The 17,800-nt window shown below is 74.4% G+C and carries 16 protein-coding genes, 1 tRNA gene and 1 pseudogene; 6 read left to right on the top strand and 12 right to left on the bottom strand.

From position 1 onward, the window contains the following. The first annotated feature begins 193 nt into the window (after positions 1-193). On the top strand, positions 194-1,630 hold the full coding sequence (locus IEY94_RS21085) for a PepSY-associated TM helix domain-containing protein (RefSeq protein ID WP_229784316.1): 1,437 nt from the start codon (positions 194-196) through the stop codon (positions 1,628-1,630). Between the two features lie 70 nt (positions 1,631-1,700). On the opposite strand, the gene IEY94_RS21090 is transcribed toward IEY94_RS21085, so the two are convergent. The 6 genes and pseudogenes from IEY94_RS21090 to IEY94_RS21115 all read right to left on the bottom strand — a co-directional run bounded on the left by IEY94_RS21090 (position 1,701) and on the right by IEY94_RS21115 (position 5,870). After that, positions 1,701-2,264 carry a snapalysin family zinc-dependent metalloprotease gene (locus IEY94_RS21090; RefSeq protein ID WP_189171978.1) on the bottom strand — a complete coding sequence of 188 codons (564 nt, stop codon included), beginning with the start codon at positions 2,262-2,264 and terminating at the stop codon, positions 1,701-1,703. Positions 2,265-2,773: 509 nt separating this feature from the next. Continuing rightward, a tRNA-Pro gene (locus IEY94_RS21095) sits at positions 2,774-2,847 on the bottom strand. A gap of 16 nt (positions 2,848-2,863) precedes the next feature. Beyond that, positions 2,864-3,484 carry a P-loop NTPase family protein gene (locus IEY94_RS21100; protein WP_189171979.1) on the bottom strand — a complete coding sequence of 207 codons (621 nt, stop codon included), beginning with the start codon at positions 3,482-3,484 and terminating at the stop codon, positions 2,864-2,866. Between the two features lie 180 nt (positions 3,485-3,664). After that, on the bottom strand, positions 3,665-3,880 hold the full coding sequence (locus IEY94_RS21105) for a hypothetical protein (protein ID WP_189171980.1): 216 nt from the start codon (positions 3,878-3,880) through the stop codon (positions 3,665-3,667). Between the two features lie 161 nt (positions 3,881-4,041). After that, positions 4,042-4,350: pseudogene (locus IEY94_RS21110) on the bottom strand (dienelactone hydrolase family protein); the annotation flags it as partial. An 89-nt stretch (positions 4,351-4,439) separates the two neighbouring features. Further along, complete coding sequence (locus tag IEY94_RS21115) at positions 4,440-5,870, bottom strand: S28 family serine protease (protein WP_229784317.1); 1,431 nt, start codon at positions 5,868-5,870, stop codon at positions 4,440-4,442. A gap of 328 nt (positions 5,871-6,198) precedes the next feature. On the opposite strand from IEY94_RS21115, the gene IEY94_RS21120 reads away from it, so the two are divergent. Both IEY94_RS21120 and katG read left to right on the top strand, forming a co-directional pair. Further along, positions 6,199-6,654: a Fur family transcriptional regulator gene (locus IEY94_RS21120; RefSeq protein ID WP_189171982.1), complete on the top strand. Its 456-nt coding sequence runs from the start codon at positions 6,199-6,201 to the stop codon at positions 6,652-6,654. Next, positions 6,651-8,918 (top strand): catalase/peroxidase HPI, encoded by a 2,268-nt coding sequence (gene katG, locus IEY94_RS21125; RefSeq protein ID WP_189171983.1) that lies wholly within the window; start codon positions 6,651-6,653, stop codon positions 8,916-8,918. Before IEY94_RS21120 ends, katG begins: the two co-directional genes overlap by 4 nt. Before the next feature lie 56 nt (positions 8,919-8,974). Here katG and IEY94_RS21130 read toward each other — a convergent pair whose 3' ends face one another. Together IEY94_RS21130 and IEY94_RS21135 are read right to left on the bottom strand one after the other, a co-directional pair. After that, entirely contained in the window at positions 8,975-9,352 is a 378-nt protein-coding gene (locus IEY94_RS21130) for a VOC family protein (RefSeq protein ID WP_189171984.1), read from the bottom strand. Positions 9,353-9,688: 336 nt separating this feature from the next. Then, positions 9,689-10,669 (bottom strand): magnesium and cobalt transport protein CorA, encoded by a 981-nt coding sequence (locus tag IEY94_RS21135; protein ID WP_189171985.1) that lies wholly within the window; start codon positions 10,667-10,669, stop codon positions 9,689-9,691. Between the two features lie 208 nt (positions 10,670-10,877). Here IEY94_RS21135 and IEY94_RS21140 point away from each other — a divergent pair, with 208 nt between their 5' ends. Beyond that, on the top strand, positions 10,878-11,582 hold the full coding sequence (locus IEY94_RS21140; RefSeq protein ID WP_189171986.1) for an SRPBCC family protein: 705 nt from the start codon (positions 10,878-10,880) through the stop codon (positions 11,580-11,582). A 62-nt stretch (positions 11,583-11,644) separates the two neighbouring features. On the opposite strand, the gene IEY94_RS21145 is transcribed toward IEY94_RS21140, so the two are convergent. The 3 genes from IEY94_RS21145 to IEY94_RS21155 all read right to left on the bottom strand — a co-directional run bounded on the left by IEY94_RS21145 (position 11,645) and on the right by IEY94_RS21155 (position 14,356). Next, positions 11,645-13,258, bottom strand: a complete 1,614-nt coding sequence (locus tag IEY94_RS21145) for an alkaline phosphatase D family protein (RefSeq protein WP_189171987.1) — start codon at positions 13,256-13,258, stop codon at positions 11,645-11,647. 178 nt (positions 13,259-13,436) lie between these two features. Continuing rightward, positions 13,437-13,865, bottom strand: a complete 429-nt coding sequence (locus IEY94_RS21150) for a response regulator (protein ID WP_189171988.1) — start codon at positions 13,863-13,865, stop codon at positions 13,437-13,439. Positions 13,866-14,005: 140 nt separating this feature from the next. Next, on the bottom strand, positions 14,006-14,356 hold the full coding sequence (locus IEY94_RS21155) for a hypothetical protein (RefSeq protein WP_189171989.1): 351 nt from the start codon (positions 14,354-14,356) through the stop codon (positions 14,006-14,008). A 208-nt stretch (positions 14,357-14,564) separates the two neighbouring features. Here IEY94_RS21155 and IEY94_RS21160 point away from each other — a divergent pair, with 208 nt between their 5' ends. Together IEY94_RS21160 and IEY94_RS21165 are read left to right on the top strand one after the other, a co-directional pair. Next, positions 14,565-15,110 (top strand): GNAT family N-acetyltransferase, encoded by a 546-nt coding sequence (locus IEY94_RS21160; RefSeq protein WP_189171990.1) that lies wholly within the window; start codon positions 14,565-14,567, stop codon positions 15,108-15,110. A 237-nt stretch (positions 15,111-15,347) separates the two neighbouring features. After that, a complete protein-coding gene (locus IEY94_RS21165) occupies positions 15,348-15,848 on the top strand; it encodes a response regulator (RefSeq protein ID WP_189171991.1) in 501 nt (166 codons plus the stop codon). A 31-nt stretch (positions 15,849-15,879) separates the two neighbouring features. Here IEY94_RS21165 and IEY94_RS21170 read toward each other — a convergent pair whose 3' ends face one another. Then, positions 15,880-17,715 carry a sensor histidine kinase gene (locus IEY94_RS21170; RefSeq protein WP_189171992.1) on the bottom strand — a complete coding sequence of 612 codons (1,836 nt, stop codon included), beginning with the start codon at positions 17,713-17,715 and terminating at the stop codon, positions 15,880-15,882. Positions 17,716-17,800 lie beyond the last annotated feature (85 nt).

Below are 17,800 nucleotides of genomic sequence, written 5' to 3' on the forward strand. Positions count from 1 at the left end.
CGGATCGGCGAGCCGCGAACGGGTGGGAACTTTCCGCCGCGCCGCGACGACTCCCGTGGCAATACCTGTCGAGCCGGCGTCCTCCGGTCGATGGGTACCGCGGCCCCCGCCGCCCCCCTCGGTGGCGCCCCCGCGTCCGCCGTTCGCTCGCGCCCGGCACCGCCAGGCCGGTCCCAGCCCGATGGGAATCGCCATGCCCGCTATCACCGACGTCTCCGACCAGCCCGGGGAGGCACCAGCGACCGCGGCGGCGCCGCGCTCGCCCGCCCGGCGGCCCTCGGCCATCGCCGGGCTGCTGCTGCGCCTGCACTTCTACGCCGGCATCCTGGTCGCCCCGTTCCTGGTGGTGGCCGCGCTGACCGGCCTGCTGTACGTCTTCACCCCGCAGCTCGACAACGCGGTCCACGGCCGCGAGCTGTACGTCGACCGGGTCGGCAGCGCGCCGCGCCCGCTGTCCGAGCAGCTCGCCGCCGCCCGCGCGGCCCACCCCACCGGTACGGTCGCCTCGGTCCAGCCCGGCCTCGGCGACACCACGACCAGGGTGTCGTTCGCCGTCCCCGAGCTGGCCGATGACGACAAGCTGCACACCGTCTTCGTCGACCCGTACACCGCCCGGGTCCGCGGCACCCTCACCACCTGGTGGGGATCGACGCCGCTGACCACCTGGCTGGACGACCTGCACCGCAACCTGCACCTCGGCGCGGTCGGCCGCTACTACTCCGAGCTGGCGGCGAGCTGGCTGTGGGTCGTGGTCCTCGGCGGCCTGATCCTGTGGGCCCGCCGCGTCCGCGGCGCCCGCCGGCGCGCCCGGCGGTTCCTGCTGCCGGACCTCGCCGCGGCCAAGGGCGTGCGCCGCACCCGCGGCTGGCACGCGACGATGGGTGTCTGGATGGCCGTCGGCCTGCTGTTCCTCTCGGCCACCGGGATGACCTGGTCGCTGCACGCCGGCGCCACCTTCGGCAGCCTGCTCGACGCCCTGTCCGCCCGCACGCCCGCCCTCGCGACGGACCTGCCGGCCGGCGGCCACCACCCCGGCCCGGCGGCCGGCGGCGGCGAGGTCGACCCCGCGGCCCTGGACCGGGTCGCCGCCGTCGCGGCGGCCAACGGCCTGGACGGCCCGATCGAGATCACGCCCCCGGCGTCCCCGGCCGCGGCGTGGAGCGTCAGCCAGGTCGACAACGCCTGGCCGGTCCGCCTGGACCGCGCCGCGATCGACCCGGCCGCCGGCAGCGTGGTGTCCCGCAGCGACTTCGCCGACTGGCCGCTGCTGGCGCAGGCCACCAAGCTCGGCATCCAGGGCCACATGGGCATCCTGTTCGGCGTGGTCAACCAGATCCTGCTGGCGGCGCTCGCGATCGGGCTGGTCTGCGCGATCGCGTGGGGCTACCTGATGTGGTGGCAGCGCCGCCCGACCCGGTCCGACCGGCGCGCGCTCGTCGGCACCCCGCCGACCCGCGGCGCGTGGCAGGGACTGCCGGACTGGCTCGTCGTCGTCGGCGTCCTCGTGGTGGTGGGCCTGTGCTGGGCGCTGCCGGTCCTGGGCGTCACGCTGGTCGCGTTCCTGCTGGCGGACCTCGCCGCCGGGGCGCTGACCGCCCGCCGGGCCCGCCGCGCGCCGGCAGCGGAGTAGCCGCGTACGGCGATCGGGGCGCCGCCGGGTGGTGGCGGCGCCCCGATCGACCGGTTGCGGGCGTACCGGGTCAGCGCGCGGGCGTACCGAAGATCGCCGAGTCGTCGGCGGGCGCGCCCGGGGCGGGCAGCACGGGCCGGTTCCAGAACCGGTCCACGGCCGCGATCTCGTCGGCGCTGGGCTGCGGGTTGTCGCAGGCCCCGCCGGCCATCACCTTGTCGCAGTTCCCGATGTCGGACGGGTGGTTCAGGCTGAGGATGTGGCCGAACTCGTGCACGATGACGCGGACGATGCCGGCCTTGTACTCCTCCGCTTTCCTCGGGTAGATCTTGATCACGCCGCTGGTGCAGCCGACGCAGGACGCCGTGCCGGGCGCGGGCCCGGTGCCGTCGTACACGCTGACGGAGATGCCGCCGCTGCCCTTGGCGAACTGCACGTTCTTCAGGACCTTGTTCCAGATCGCGACGGACTCGTCGATCTGCGCCGCCAGGTTCCCCGGCTGCGCCGTCTGATAGTTGATCGTCTTCGCCTCGGCGCGCGCCGGCTCGGCGGTCGCCGCGACCGACGTACCGGTCGTCAGGGCGAGGGCGGCGAGCGCGCACAGGGCGGTGCTGGCCAGTTTTCTGCGAAGCATGGATCGGCTCCTCGTGGGGCATCGATGGCCGTATGCCGTCGACGCATACTGCCGACGGTGCCCCCAGGCTGACCGCAGCAATTGACTGCTGTCAATGCGGCATAACCCCGGCTTCGCCGCCGGCCGGCGCCTCGGACCCGCTCACGCGGCGCCCACGCTCCGACGAACCGCCCCTGAACAGCCAAAACGCCGCGGTGCGGCGCCGGATAGTGCGTGACGCACAGGGAATGCGTTCGCCGTTCCCCAACGCGATCCATAGCGCGGGCCTATCGACGGCTATGCCTTTCGCGCAACGCCTCGGCGCAACGTCCGACGAACGCCGCTGCATCGGGCGGCACGGGTGAATGCGGCCCCCGGTCGGGTGGGCGGCAGCCTTCCCGAGCGCGCGAACCGGGCCGATGGCTGCTCTGAACGCCATCCTGTGCACCGAGGGCCGGGCCTTTCCCTCGAAAAGACTCAGGGCCGGCATCCCGCGAAGGGATACCGGCCCTGAGCTGCGTCTTCGATTGTCGGGCTGGCCGGATTTGAACCGACGACCCCTTGACCCCCAGTCAAGTGCGCTACCAAACTGCGCCACAGCCCGTGATCGCCCGGCAAGCCTAGCAAACCCCCCGGTCCCCGCCGGCACACCCCACCGCCCCGTCAGCCCCGGCGTCCGCCGCGGTCCGTAACGGCCCCGCCACCCACCGCTGCACGTCCACCCACCCGCCCAACCGGACCACGCACAACCCCGGCCGCTCCGCCGCCGCGGCCAGCACCCGCGCCCGGGTCCGCCCGTGGGTCCGCTGGGCCCAGCGCACGACGTGGTCCCGGTCGGTCAGGATCGTCCACAGGGGCGGCTCGACGTTGCCGTTCCACAGCTCGACCCGGCGCAGCCGCCGATGCAGCGTGCGGCGGATCAGTTGCCGCAGGACCACCGCGCGGGGCGGGTCGAGCCAGACGAGCAGGTCGGCGCGGGCGAGCAGCCGGGCGCGGACCGCGCGGTACTGCCACTCCGTCACCCAGCGGGGTCCGGCGGCGAACCGGTCCACATCCGCGGCGAACGTCGGCCGGGGCGTCCAGCCGGGGCCGTGGTAGAGCGCGTCCAGCTCCACCCGCGGCAGGTCGAGAGCGGCGGCGACGAGGGTCGCGGTGGTGGTCTTGCCGGACCCGGACGTACCGGCGACCAGGATCCGGCCCGGCCGGTGGGGCAGCGGGGCGGCGGGGCCGAGCAGGGGCATCGCGCCACCGTAACCACCGCCGCCCGGCCGGGCGAGCACATTCCGCCGGCAGCCGGTGCGACGGACCACTCATGTCGAATCGCCCGGGCCGGGCTCACCCGTCGGCGAACGGTACCCGCTCCGTACCGCCGACCCGGGGTACGGGCCGGGGGCCGCCGCTCGCCCGCATCGTCGATCGAGCTACTTGCTCTGGCTCGATCCCGTCCTGTTGCCGACGTGCCACGACTCGCAGAACCGGCACACGTACACGTGCAGCGTGCCGGCCCACGCGCCGCGCGAGATGCGGTACCGGCGCACGCCGAGCGCGTACTCGCGGGTCGGGTAGCGCTTCTTGCCCTTGCAGGACTTGCCGTGGCTCCGTGCTCCGGGATTGCGTGAATGGAACCTGTTGCCCATCTTGACCCCCTCGCCCGCGACGACCGGTCACCCTGTTCATCGCGGGTACCGGGCCGAAGGTGGCGGGCCGTCCGGATCGGACGTACGCCCAGCGGCTCGACCCGGTCGCCGGGCGGCCGCTCGGCGCGGATCGGGCGGCGGGGAAAGAGGCCGGGCCGCACTCACCCGCGGCGGCCGGGCTCCGGCAGGGGCAGGCATGCGGCGAGCAGTGCGACGACGTCGCGCCAGGCCCGCTGCGCGTGCCGCGGGTGGTAGCCGACGCCGGGGAGCGGGGTTTGCCCCGGACCCGCCGGCGGGTGGTGGAAGGCGTGCAGGGCGCCGCCGTGGACGACGAGGCGCCAGTCGACGCCCGCGGCCTGCATCTCGGCGGCGAACGCCTCCCGCTGCGCCGGCCGGGTACTCGACCGCGGCTGGTCACTGTCGCCATGGGACGCGACCGTAGCCACCGCCGAGCCCGGCCGGCCCGGTGTTCACCACCGGCGGAACCGGCGGGCCGACGCCAGCGGGTGAGCCCTCCGACGCCGGAGGGCTCACCCGCGAGATTCGCCGTGGCGCGGGGCTACTCGGTACGGCCCTGCCGGCGCGGGTCGTCGGTCAGTGGCGTCCAGCCGTCCAGGCCGGGAATGAAGGCGCTGCGGGTGGACAGCGACACGCCGGCCCACCGCCGCACCGCGGCCTGCGCGGCGCTGCGGTCGGCGGCCGCCAGGCCGCCGATGGTCGCGCCGTGGTTGCCGCCCTTCACCTCGTAGACGAAGGCGTCGTTCCCGCTGCCGACCCGGAACGGCTCGGCCGACCACGGGTCGTTCTGGCCGTAGACGAACATCATCCGGGTGCCGCTCTCCCGTACCCAGCCGTCGATGTCGGGCATCGCCGCCCGGTCGAACGCCGGCATCGGGATCGACCGGGGCACGTACGTGCGCGGGGCGGCGAGGTCCGGGTACTTGAGCAGGCCGGCCAGCTCCGGCAGGTCGTAGACGGGGTACCCGAGCTGGGTGCCGGCCTGGTAGTAGTACGTGACGAACCGCGCGCCGCCCTGGTCGGTGTAGTTGGCGAATCCGGCGGTGCCGTCCAGCCACTGGTAGATGGCGGTGTCGCTGGCCGTGCCGGCCGGGACCCGGGCGCAGTCGCTGGCCAGCTTGTACTGCCAGAAGGCGTAGACGCCGTCGACGACGGCCAACTCCAGCGACGCGTCGGCGCTGCCGGTGGTCTGGTCGAACGTCTCCCCGGCCGACTGCGCGCGGGCGGCGACCTTCGCGGCCAGCGCGGTCCGCTTGGGCCCCAGCGCGGCCTTCATCACGGCGGTGAGCCGCTGCCGGCAGGTCGCGTCGCCGACGGCGGCGAAGAACCTCGTGTACGCCGAGTCCTCGTCGTTGTCCACGTCGTTGGGCGCGACGTACGCGATGGTCGCGTCGATGTCGCCGGGGTGGAAGCGGCGGTGGTACACCGACGTCATCCCGCCCTTGCTGGCCCCGGTGGACAGCCACTTCGCGGCGTAGATCGGCTTGAGCGCGGTCACGAAGCGGTGGTGGTCCCCGGCGGCCTGCGCGATCGACAGGTCCGCCCAGTTCTTCGGCGACGGGGTGGAGTTCTCGAAGAACCGCTGCTCGGTGGAGAGCTGGTTGCCGTCGACGATCGCGGCCGGCTCGGACCGGTTGTCGCCCATCAGCCAGTAGCCGCTGGTGTGCAGGACCATCGGCCGCTGGACGTCCTTGTGCAGCAGCGTCGCCCGCTGGCCGAAGGTGCCCCTGCTCGGGTCGCCGTGGTCCACCGGCTGCCGGTAGACCAGCCGGAACAACCGGTAGCCGCCCGTCCCCGTGCCCTCGGTCACCTGCATGCCGGGGATCGCCGCGAGCTGGTCCTTGATGTCGGCCGGGGCCGGCCGGGTCGCCGGCGGCGGCGACCCGGCGGCCGGCGCCGCGGAACCCAGGGCCAGCGCACCGACCAGGAGCGCGGCGCGGATCGGGCCGGTTACAAATGGGCGAACGCGCACAAACCGCTCCATTCGGAAAGGGAATCGCCCGCACGACACCCACGGGACGAGGGAGCTGCGGCGCGACCGGGCTGACCAACTATGAGTGCTGACCCTCGGGTGTGGAAATAGACAATCCCATCAGTGCCGTGAATGGCGGCCGTCGATGCCGCATTGGCAAGTCGGACCGGCCGGTGCCAGCAGGGCATCCGGGTCAGCCGGAGCAATTTCTCTTCGGTCAACTCCAGGTAATTCGGGGGCCGCTCTGCTGGGATGGCCAGTGGGCGATGCCACACCGGCGTCGCCCAAAAACTTGAACTACTCCAGATAAGGGGCTAGGGTACGGGGTATGACGTCCGACTTCGGGGCCCAGCTCCGGGCGGCCTCGTTGCGGGTGACCCGGCCCCGGCTGGCGGTCCTCTCGGTGCTGCGGGACCACCCGCACATCGACACCGACGCGGTGATCGCGCTGGTCCGCACGGCGCTGCCCGCGGTCTCCCACCAGGCCGTCTACAACGTGCTGCGGGCCCTCACCGACGCCGGCCTGGTGCGGCGCATCCAGCCCGCCGGCGCGACCGCCCGGTACGAGGTCCGGGTGGGGGACAACCACCACCACGTCGTGTGCCGCTCCTGCGGCGCGATCGCCGACGTCGACTGTGCGGTCGGCGCGGCGCCCTGTCTCACCGCCTCCGACGACCGCGACTACGTGGTCGACGAGGCGGAAGTCGTCTATTGGGGTACGTGCCCTGACTGCGTCAGCGCCCGCACGTCCCCGCAAACCGCCAGTTCGGAAGGAAGCACATGAGCGACAGCCAGGACACCCCGTCCAGTGCGCAGGACCGGAGGTCAGCGGCCGGCTGCCCGGTGGCGCACGACTCCGCGACGACGCACGGCAGCGAGAGCGAGAACCCGGCGATCCACCCGCCGACCCCGCGGACCGGCGGCCGCCCGCACACCAACCGCGACTGGTGGCCCAACCAGCTCGACCTGTCGGTGCTGCACGCCCACTCGCCCAAGGGCAACCCGCTGGGCGCGGACTTCGACTACGCCGACGCGTTCGCCCGGCTCGACGTCGAGGCGCTCAAGCGGGACATCACCGAGGTACTCACCACCTCGCAGGACTGGTGGCCGGCCGACTTCGGCCACTACGGCGGCCTGATGATCCGGCTGAGCTGGCACGCCGCCGGCACGTACCGGATCCACGACGGCCGCGGCGGCGCCGGCGACGGCGGGCAGCGGTTCGCCCCGCTCAATAGCTGGCCCGACAACGCGAACCTCGACAAGGCCCGGCGTCTGCTGTGGCCGGTCAAGCAGAAGTACGGGCAGCAGGTCTCCTGGGCCGACCTGCTCGTCCTGGCCGGCAACGTCGCCCTGGAGTCGATGGGCTTCGAGACGTTCGGCTTCGGCTTCGGCCGGGCCGACGTCTGGGAGCCCGAGGAGATTTTCTGGGGCCCGGAGGACGCCTGGCTGGGCGACGCGCGGTACGTGGGCGACGCGCAGCTCGCCGACGAGGTCGGCGCCACCGAGATGGGCCTGATCTACGTCAACCCGGAGGGGCCGCGCGGCAACGCCGACCCGGCGGCGGCGGCCCACTTCATCCGGGAGACGTTCGCCCGGATGGCCATGAACGACGAGGAGACCGTCGCGCTCATCGCCGGCGGCCACACCTTCGGCAAGACCCACGGCGCCGGCATCGCCGACAACCACGTGGGCCCGGAGCCCGAGGGCGCCCCGCTGGAGGCGCAGGGCCTGGGCTGGCTGAGCACCCACGGCACCGGCAAGGGCGGCGACGCGATCACCAGCGGCCTGGAGGTCACCTGGACCGACCGGCCGACGCAGTGGAGCAACCGCTTCTTCGAGATCCTGTTCGGCCACGAGTGGGAGCTGACCACCAGCCCCGGCGGCGCGAAGCAGTGGGTGGCCAGGGACGCCGAGGCGATCATCCCGGACCCGTTCGACCCGGCCCGCAGGCACAAGCCGACGATGCTCACCACGGACCTGTCGCTGCGCGTCGACCCGGCGTACGAGAGGATCTCCCGCCGCTTCCTGGCCAACCCCGACGAGTTCGCGCGGGCCTTCGCCAAGGCCTGGTACAAGCTGCTGCACCGCGACATGGGCCCGGTCAGCCGCTACCTCGGCCCGTGGGTGCCCGAGGCGCAGTTGTGGCAGGACCCGGTGCCGGCCGTCGACCACGCCCTCGTGACCGACGCCGACGTAGCGGACCTCAAGGCCCGGGTGCTGAAGTCCGGCATCGCGACCGACCGGCTGGTCGCGACCGCCTGGGCGGCCGCCGCGAGCTTCCGGTCCACCGACAAGCGCGGCGGCGCCAACGGCGCCCGGCTCCGCCTCGAACCCCAGCGGAGCTGGGTGGTCAACGAGCCGGAGCAGCTCGCCGCCGTGCTGAGTGCGCTGGAGGGCATCCAGCGGGAGTTCAACGGGGCCGGCGGCGCCCGGATCTCGCTCGCCGACCTCATCGTGCTGGCCGGCTCGGCGGCGGTCGAGAAGGCGGCGCGCGACGCCGGCGTCGACGTGACCGTGCCGTTCCGGCCCGGCCGCACCGACGCGAGCCCCGAGCAGACCGACGTCGAGTCGTTCGCCGTGCTGGAGCCGCGCGCCGACGGGTTCCGCAACTACCTGCGCCCCGGCGAGAAGCTCCAGCCGGAGACGCTGCTGGTCGACCGGGCGTACCTGCTCGACCTGACCGCGCCGGAGCTGACCGTCCTGGTCGGCGGCCTGCGCGCGCTCGGCGCCAACGTCGGCGGCAGCCGGCACGGCGTGCTGACCGACCGGCCCGGCGTGCTCACCAACGACTTCTTCGTCAACCTGCTCGCGCCGGGTACCCGGTGGCGGGCGTCGGAGTCGGACGAGCACGTGTACGAGATCCGCGACCTCGCCACCGACGAGGTGCGCTGGACCGCCACCGCGGTCGACCTGGTCCTCGGCTCGAACTCGCAGCTCCGCGCCATCGCCGAGGTCTACGCCAGCGCGGACGCCCGGCAGAAGTTCGTCGCGGACTTCGTCGCCGCCTGGACCAAGGTCATGGAGCTGGACCGGTTCGACCTGCGCTGATCCCGACCGGACGGGCCCGGCCGCTCCCGCAGGGGCGCGACCGGGCCCGTCCGCCGCTACTCCTGCGGGCCGCGGGCGCGCAGGACGCAGAACTCGTTGCCCTCCGGGTCGGCCAGGACGACCCAGCTCACGCCGTCGCCCTGCCCCACGCTGACCCGGCGGGCGCCGAGCCGTTCGAGGCGGGCCACCTCCGCGGCCTGGTCGTCCGGCCGCAGGTCCAGGTGCAGCCGGTTCTTGCCGGCCTTGGCCTCGGGCACCCGCAGGAACAGCAGGTCCGGCGCGACGCCGTCGGCCGGGCTGCCGGCCGGCGGCTCCAGGACGACCTCGTCGGCGTCCGCGGAGGTCCGCCGCCAGCCCAGCGCCTCCTGCCAGAACGCCGCCAGCCCCGCCGGGTCGACGGAGTCGATACACAGACACTGCACGGTCAACGCCATGCCCACAGCCTTACCCGCGCCGCCCGCGCACGCCACCCGATTCCCCGGCTCGCCCCGGCGGGGGTTCGACGATCGAGAAATCCGAATAGCCCGATCCGTCGGGTGTGGGCGGCGCTCCTTCGAGTGGTGCGCGGCCGGCGCAGGGTCCGGCTGGCGTCCCGCCGCCCGGCGATCCCGGCGCACCGCCGGGCGGTCGAGGCCGCGGTGTACCGCGGCGCGCGAGAGGTCGGCGTACGGCTCGACGTGGTCGATCGCCCGGGCGGTCCGGAGCCGCCGGCCGACACGTGAGCACGACGCCCGCCCCGCCCGCCCGTCGGGTCACAGCCAGCCGTCGGGTCACAGCCAGCCGTTGCGGCGGAGCAGGCGGTGGACCACCAGCACCGCCGCCGCCATCGCCGCCAGCCCGAGCGGGTACCCCAGCACCCAGTGCAGCTCCGGCATGTACACGAAGTTCATCCCGTAGATCCCGGCGATCATCGTCGGCACCGCGATCAGCGCCGCCCACGAGGAGATCTTGCGCATGTCCTCGTTCTGCCGGACCGCCACCCGGTTCTGCCGGGTGCCGACCAGCGCCAGGTGGGCGGTGAGCGCGCTGCTCAGCAGCTCGTTGTGCGCGTCCACCTGCGCGTCCACCCGGAGCAGGTGGTCGAGGACATCGGCGAACTGCTCCCGGGTGTGGCCGCACAGCGCCACCCGCCCCTTGACGATCTCCTCCAGGACGGGGATCAGCGGGTCCTGCGCGCCGCGGAACTCCAGCACCTCCCGCTTGAGCGAGTAGATCGCCTCGGTAACGTCGTCGGCGGCCGGGCTGAACACCCGGCGCTCCAGGTCGATCAGGTCCGCCTCCACCTCGTGCCCGACCTGCGCGTACGTGTCGACGACCTCGTCGCAGACCGCGTACAGCACCCCGGCCGGACCGGCGGCGAGCAGGTCGGGGTCGGCCTCGATCCGCTTGCGCACGTCGGTCAGCGGGGCGGCCCGGCCGTGCCGGACCGTGATCACGAAGTCCCGGCCGACGAACAGCATGATCTCGCCGACCTCGATGTCCGAGGTCGGATCGACGTAGTGCAGCGTCTTGAGCACCACGAACAGCGAGTCGCCGTAGCGCTCCAGCTTCGGGCGCTGGTGGGCGTCGATCGCGTCCTCGACCGCCAGCGGGTGCAGCCGCAGCTCGTGGCTGACCAGGTCGAACTCCCGCCGGGTCGGCTCGTGCATCCCGATCCAGACGAAGCAGTCGCCGGCGGCGCGGGCGGCGTCGACCGCGTCGCCGATGTCGCCGGCGATGGCGTGCCGGCCGCCGCCGCGGTAGATGGCCATGTCCACGATCACAGCGCGCCAGCCTCCCGCACCGGGGCGAACCGCGCTGCCCGATCCGGATGGCGATCCGGTGATCGACACCCGAACACCGGGCGTCGGCGCGGAGCGGGTACCGGCGCGCGGCAAGTGGATAGATCCATTCCACCGCGCGGCCACCCCGGCCCGGGAGGCTGGCGGCAGGTATCGCCCGCGACGACGGGAGCCGACCATGCCCGGCAAGCCCCGACCGTTCCACGTCGACACCACCATCGCCGCCCCGCACAAGGCCGTGTGGCAGGCCCTCACCGAACCCGCGCTCCTCGGCCAGTGGTTCGGCTGGGAGCACCCGCACCTGGCCGCCGAGATCCAGCACCTGTTCGGCGACCACCTGATCGCCGAGCCGCCGGTACAACTGCGCTTCGACGACGGCTCCCACCTGGCCCTGCTGGCCAACGGGCCGCGCACCACCATCTGCGCCGTCATGCCCGGCGTCGCCGGGCCGCGGCCGGAGGTCGCCGACAGCGCCGAGGAGGGCTGGCGGACGTTCCTGGCCCAGTTGCGATTCTTCCTGGAGACCCAGCCGCCCGGCACCCGCCGCACCGTGCACCTGGAGGCGACGATCGTCCCGGCCGACGCACTCGCCGCCGTCGTCGGCCGGCCGTGGCTGGACAGCCGGCACCAGCGGATCGTCGTGGACCCCGCCGGGCACCTGCTCGCGCTGGTCGCCGACCATCCGATCAGTACGCCCGCGGCCGGGCCGGTCGCGCTCACCGTCACCACGTACGGGCTGGACGACGCCCGCTTCGACGCGGTCGCCCGGCGCTGGCGGCAGCGGTGGAGCGACGCCCCGGACCTGACCGTGACGCTGGCGGACGCGGCGCCGTACCCGAGCCGGGCGGAGCCACCGTTCGGCGAGGTGTCCCGGCCCGCGTAGCGGCGCCCCCGTCGCGATCGCCGCCCCGGTCCCACCGCGATCCGGCGGGACCGGGGCGGCGATCAGGCGGGTGCGTCCGGCTGCGGCCCGGGGTCGCGCCCGGCGGCGCCGGGGGTGGGCCGGTCGGCGGTGCGGTGCAGGCCGGGGACCCCGTCCTCGATGGCGAACGACGCGCGCGTGTGCACCGGCGCCCCCGGCCGGTTCACGTACGGCACCACCCTGAAGTCCGCCGCCAGCTCGCGGTCGGTGATCGTGGTCAGGACGTATCCGCGCTGGTTGTTGTAGAACCGCAGGTGCGGATTGAGCTGGAGCAGCGGGTTCGCCGACGGTACCGAGTCGGCGCCGTTGCCGCCGGAGGTCACCGACGTGCACACCAGTTCGCTGCCGACCGTGGCCGAGCCCGGGTCGTCGTAGTCCAGCTTGAGGTCGCTGGCCCAGTGCGAGTGGACGTCGCCGGTCAGGACGACCGGGTTGCGCACGCCGGCGTCGAGCCAGCCCCGGGTGATCCGGTCGCGGCTGGCGACGTAGCCGTCCCAGGCGTCCATGCTGGTCGTCTTGATCGGACCCGCGGTGTGGTCGCGCTGGGCGAAGAACACCTGCTGGCCGAGGATGTCCCAGCGGGCCCGGGACCGGTGGAAGCCGTTGAGCAGCCACTGCTCCTGCGCCGCGCCGGTGATGGTCCGGGCGGGTTCGGCGGCGGCGGGGCAGCTCTTCAGGCCGTCGCCGCACGCCTGGTCGTCGCGGTACTGGCGGGTGTCGAGCAGGTGGAACGTGGCCAGCCGGCCCCAGTGCACCCGCCGGTAGAGCTGCAGGTCGATGCCCTGCGGCACCGAGGTGCGGCGCAGCGGCATGTTCTCGTAGTAGGCCCGGAAGGCGGCGGCCCGGCGGGCGCGGAAGTCCGGCTCCGGGCGCTCCGGCGTTTCGTCGGCCCAGTTGTTGTCCAGCTCGTGGTCGTCCCAGACGACCAGCCACGGCGCGGCCGCGTGGGCGGCCTGCAGGTCGGGGTCGGTCTTGTACTGGGCGTGCCGCTGCCGGTAGTTCGCCAGCGTCACGGTCTCCGGGCCGAGGTGGTCGCGGACGTTGCCGCCCGGCGCGACGTAGTCGCCCTTCTTGTACTCGTACTGGTAGTCGCCCAGGTGCAGGACCAGGTCGGGGTGGTCCTCGGCGAGCCGGCGGTAGGCGGTGAAGTGGCCGTGCTCGTACTGGGAGCAGGAGACGAACGCCATGGTCAGCGCCCCGGCCGTCCGCAGCGGCGCCGGGGCGGTGCGGGTCACGCCGCCGGGCGAGGCGTGGCCCTCGGCGGTGAACCGGTAGTGGTACGTCCGGCCCGGCTCGAGCCCGTCGACCTCGACGTGCACGCTGTGCGCCGAGGCCGGCAGGGCGACGGCGGTGCCGGCGCGGACGACCCGGCGCAGCCGCTCGTCGGCGGCCACCGTCCAGGCGACCTCGACCGGGCGGTCCGGCATGCCGCCGAGGCCGTCCCCGGCCAGCGGCTGCACCGCGAGCCGGGTCCACAGCACCATGCCCCGGTCGTCGGGGTCCCCCGAGGCGACGCCGAGGGTGAACGGGTTGTCGCGCAGCGGTCGGGCGGCCGCCGCGGCGCCGCGGGGGAGCCCGGCGGCGGTGGCGCCGAGTGCGGCGCCGGCGGACAGCAGCGTGCGTCTGGACAAGACCATGATGGGGTACCCCCGGGGCGTCCGGATATCGACGCCCGCAGCCTCACCGGGCCCGGTGACCCCGGGTGTGCCGGCAACCCGGGTGCACGCGAACGGGGGGCGAACTCCGGGAGCGACCGGCGTCGATCCACCGGCGTGGGGGCCGGGGCCGGACGGCGCCGGCGCCGTCCCCGCCGCGCTAGCCGGGCGGCCGGTCCCCGCCGGGCTCGACGTTGTCGATCACCTGCTGGACGGCGTGCCGGGTGTAGGGCTTGTCGATGACGTCGGCCGCGCCCTCCTCGAAGACCAGCGGCTCGCCGCGTTCGACGTCGGTGAAGTTGAGCCCGGTGGCGACCACCACCCGGCAGTCGGGCGCCTCCCGGTGGACCCGGTCGAGCAGCTCCGCGGTGGGCATGTCGGGCAGCTCCTGGCGGTCCACGACGACCAGGTCGGGGACGAGGTCCCGGACGGACGCGACGACCGCCGCGGCGGACGCGACGTGCTCCACCCGGCAGCCGAGCCGCTCGAAGTGGTGGAGCAGCAGCGACTCCCGCACCGGGATCGATTCCATGATCAGTACCCGCCGGATCGTGCGCCGCCCCTCGTGCCGGGCGATCCTGTCATTCATGATCGCAGCGTAAGCACGTCGATGGCTGCGCCGGCGGCGAAGCGGCGGACACCACCTGTGCATCCTCCGCCGGCCCGCCACCCTGACCCGGCGCCGGCCGCCGGGCCCGGGCCCGTTCGGGCCGCGCCGACCGGCTCCGGTCAGGCCGTGGCCCGGTCGAGTTCCTGGAGCAGCTCGTGCGCGGCCAGCTCGATCTCCTTGTGCCGCCACTCCGCCGCCCGGTACACGCAGGCGATCAGCCCGCTGCGGTGCAGCCGCCGGAAGTCGCCGTGGGCGAACGCGTACCGCCCCTTCGTCTCCTCGGTGGCGCCGTCGGTGAGCCCGAGGAACCACTCGCCGTACGCCGGCCAGCCGTGCGACTCCAGGTACGCGTTCTCCGCGGCCGCCCGCGGCTGGACCGCGCCCCAGTCGCTGTCCAGGACGTACTGCCGGCCGGCGATGAGCCGCCGGGCGCGGTCGACCGCCACCTTGTTGATCGAGTACGAGGCCATGCCCCGGGCATTCCCGCCCGGCGCCCGGACCATGCGTACCGGCGTCGCTGACCCCCGCCGGCCGGCGCCGTGGCGCGCCGCACCCGACACCGACCGCCCCGACGCCCGCCCCGCCCGCGAGCTGCTCGACCCCCGACCCGCACCCCGTCCACCCCGGCCGGTCGGGGCAGCGGTGGCGGGCCGGGCGCCCGCGGGTGAGGATCGGGGCATGGAACTGGCCACCGCGCGCCTGCTGCTGCGCGACCTGCTGCCGACCGACCGGGCCGCCGTGCGGGCGCTCGCCGACGACGCCGACGTGATGCGGTACATCGACTGGGCGCCGCACTCCCCGGACGACCCCGACGGCTTCCTGGCCGCCGCCGCCGCGGCCGCCGCGGCGGCCGCGCCCCGGACCCGGTACGCCCTCGCCGCGGCCGACCGCCCCGGCGGCGCCTTCGTCGGCTACGTCGAGCTGGCCGTGACCAGCGCCGAGCACCGGCGCGCCGAGATCGGGTACGCGCTGGCCCGCCCGCACTGGGGGCGGGGCTACGCCACCGAGGCGGCGGCCGCGCTGCTCGGGTACGCGTTCACCGCACTGGGGCTGCGCAAGGTCACGGCGACCTGCGACCCGGCGAACGCGGCGTCCCGGCGGATCCTGGAGGCCGTCGGCATGCAGCGCGAGGGGTACCTGCGCGACCACTGCCTGCTGCACGGCGAATGGCGCGACCGCCTGCTGTACGCCGCCCTCGCCCCGACCCCCGACCCGGCTCCCTGACCCCCGCGGCCCCCGACCCGGCACCCTGACCCCGCGGCCGGCACAGCCGGCCCGCGGACCCGCCCGCCCCGCTGCGCCGTTCCGCCCCGACATGCCCGGATGTCCGGCATCCGGTCCGCCGAATCGCCGCCGGGATTTCCCTCATGGCCGCTGGCGGGGATCCGATGCTCCCGGTAGCAGGATTCGTATCTCGGTCACGGACGACCGGCCATACAGCCGTTCGACCCGAGGACAGGGATGCTGGGAACGATCTTGGTCGTCGACGACGACGCGGACAACCGCGAGCTGTTCGCCATGATGCTGGAGCGCGCTTCGTACCGCGCCCTCACCGCCGACTCCGCCGCGGTCGCCGGCCGGCTGCTGCGCGAGCTGCCGATCGACGCGCTGCTGCTGGACATCACGCTGCCGGAGCTGGACGGGCTGCGGTTCTGCGCCCAGCTCCGCGCCGATCCGGCCACCGCCACGCTGCCCATCATGATCGTGAGCGGGCACGCGCTGGGCAAGGACGTCGCCAACGGCTACGCCGCGGGCGCCAACGACTACCTGACCAAGCCGTTCCGCCGGGCCGAGCTGGTGTCCCGGCTGGAGACGATGCTGGGCGAGGCGGTGCACCCGCCGGCGGCGGCCGCGCTGTACGCCCGGCTGGCCGCCCGGGCCGCCGCGCAGGCGTCGTTCACCCCGTCCGCGCCGGCCGTGCCGGTCGAGCCGGTCCTGCCCGCGTACGCCCGCCCGGCCTGACCGCCGCGCCGGCCCGCCCGCGCCGCCCGGCCTAGCCGCCGGCGGCGCGGCGCGACCCCGCCGGCGTGCCGGCGGGGTCGGCGGCCGGCAGGACGATCGTGAAGCTGCTGCCCCCGCCCGGCCGGGACACCAGCGTGACGTCGCCGCCGTGCGCCCGGGCGAGCCGGCGGGTCAGGGCCAGCCCCAGGCCGGTCCCCGGCTGCCGCTGCGCCGGGTCGCCGACCTGCTGGAACTGCTCGAACACCCGGTCCTGCTCGGCGGCCCGGATGCCCACCCCGGTGTCGGTGACGGTCAGCGAGACCGTGGCGCCGCCGGCGGCGGCCGTCAGCGTGATCGTGCCGCCGGTGGGCGTGTACTTGATCGCGTTGGTCAGCAGGTTGTCGATCATCTGGCGGAGCCGCTTGCCGTCGGCCAGCGCGCGTACCGTCGGCGGGATGTCGACCCGCTGGGTGAGGCCCTTGCGGTCCAGCATCAGCCGGACCGCGGTCAGGCTGTCCTGCACGGCCTCGGCGAGACCGACGGGCTCGGTGTGCAGGTCCAGGTGGCCGGTCTCCACTTTGGTCAGGTCCAGCACGTCGTTGATCAGGTCGAGCAGGCGGCGGCCGCTGTCGTGGATGTGCCGGGCCCAGTCCTTCATCGGGATGGCCGGGTCCGGGTGGTCGTCGGGGGCGTCGAGCATCAGGTCGCTGAAGCCGATGATGGCGTTCAGCGGGGTGCGCAGCTCGTGGCTCATGTGCGCCAGGAAGTCGCTCTTGGCGTTGTTCGCGGTGCGCAGCGCGGCGATCACGTCGGCGTGGCCGGCGAGGATGCCGGCCTGGGCGCCGAGGGCGGCCAGCAGCCGTACGTCGTCGTCGCTGAACAGCGACGGGCGGTGGTTGAGCAGCAGGAGCGCCCCGGTGGCGTCCGGCGGGACGGCCAGCGGGGCGGCGGTGATGTACCGGGTGCGCTTCGTCGCCCCGCGGTACCGGGTGGTGAGCGTCGGCGCCGCGCGCCCCGGCCGGCGCACGTCGACGGGCTGGCGGGCGCGCAGCAGGGCGTCCAGCTCGGCCGCCGGCACGTCGGTCAGCAACTGCTCGGGCACGTCCACGTGCGCGGCCTGGGTGAGCCCGCCGTGGGTGCGCAGCACCGCGGCCACGGCGTCGGCGCCGGCGACCGCCTGGACCACCCGGCCGTAGTTGTCCCAGATCGACTCGGCGGACTGCCCGGCGGTCGCGGCGGTCAGCCGCACGCTGACCGCGTGCGCGGCGTGCCCGGACCATACGTCGCGCAGCCAGCGCGGCGGCTGGAACGCCAGCAGGTACCCCAGGGTGGAGAGGACGACGGTGACGGCCGACCAGGTCGGCGGGTCCGGCCAGGTGGCCGTGGTGACGATGATCCCGACGGTGAGCAGCGCGGTCGCCGTGGCGGCCAGGCCGAGCCGGACCCCGGACGAGCCGTGCCGCCGCCGCGCCTCGGCCAGCAGGTAGCCGGCGGCGGCCGCGCCGGGCAGCGCGAACGCCGTCTCGTACACCACCCGCCACACCGCCGGCAGCGGCTGCGGGACGAAGGTCAGCGGGACGAACGCCCCCACGCAGATCACCAGCGCCGCCAGCATCACCGGACGCGGTACGCCGTGCAGCCGATCGGCCAGCCGCAGCGCGAGATAGGGGATGAACAGAACGAAGGCCGACACCACCGACGACAGCGCGCCGGGCAGGTCCACGCCGAGCGCGGCCAGGACGTTCTCCAGCAGCACGATCGCCGGCGGCAGGAACACCAGGGCCACGTCCCGGTCCATCGGGTGCCGGTGCCGGATCCAGCTCCCGGCCGCCCGCGCGAAGATCAGCGTCAGGCACAGGCCGCTGAACAGCACCCATGAGTTCGCCATCGGTCACCGGTCTTTCCCGTCCTACCGGAAACCGTACGACCGCGCCGGGCCGCCCATGGGGCACAGCGGCCAACTGCGCCCGCCG

This window comes from Pilimelia anulata (genome assembly GCF_014647895.1).
GTDB classification, from domain to species: domain Bacteria; phylum Actinomycetota; class Actinomycetes; order Mycobacteriales; family Micromonosporaceae; genus Pilimelia; species Pilimelia anulata.